This window comes from Ancylomarina longa, from assembly GCF_003996985.1.
GTDB lineage: Bacteria > Bacteroidota > Bacteroidia > Bacteroidales > Marinifilaceae > Ancylomarina_A > Ancylomarina_A longa.
Window position 1 is genome coordinate 1 of sequence record NZ_RJJX01000133.1, and the last position, 655, is coordinate 655.

Below are 655 nucleotides of genomic sequence, written 5' to 3' on the forward strand. Positions count from 1 at the left end.
TGAGTTAAAGATGAGTTAAAGATCTATATAATCTGAATCTGCTCTACTATTTTTGTGAATTTCTATTTAGATTTAGATAGGGATTCGATTAGAAGTTCTTCCTTTTTATCTGTGAATTGGATAAAAAAATGATAAAAAAAGAACGAAGAATTCAAAGAATGGTTCATAAAAAAAATGGCATAAAAAAGTCGTATATATATTATGGATTTTTAAAAATCCCGCGGATAGGAACTACTATCAAAGTAATTCTTATGATTCAATAATTTTATTATATTATTTCATATTTCAATTAAAGTTTTTGGTTTTTTTGGCTGGATTAATCTTAGCGATTACTTAATTAGAATTACGTCCTAAGTCATTGGATGATTGTATCATTAACTATTTCTTTATTTTGGTGTGAGGAACTTATCATGAATCCACTGGTTTCTGCTGCTTCGGTTATTGCTGCTGGRTTGGCYGTWGGGCTTGCTTCTATTGGACCTGGAGTYGGTCAAGGTACWGCTGCGGGYCAAGCTGTMGAAGGTATYGCGAGACARCCTGAGGCRGAAGGAAAAATACGCGGTACTTTATTACTTAGTCTAGCTTTTATCAAAGCTTTAACAATTTATGGACTGGTTGTAGCATTAGCGCTTTTATTTGCAAATCCTTTTGTTTA

General features: G+C 32.4%; 1 protein-coding gene. It reads left to right on the forward strand.

Going from position 1 to position 655, the window contains the following annotated elements; genetic code table 11:
• Positions 1–410: 410 nt before the first annotated feature.
• Positions 411–655, forward strand: a 245-nt coding sequence (gene atpE, locus DLK05_RS19095; protein ID WP_127345096.1) for an ATP synthase F0 subunit C, incomplete at its 3' end; no start/stop codon positions are given.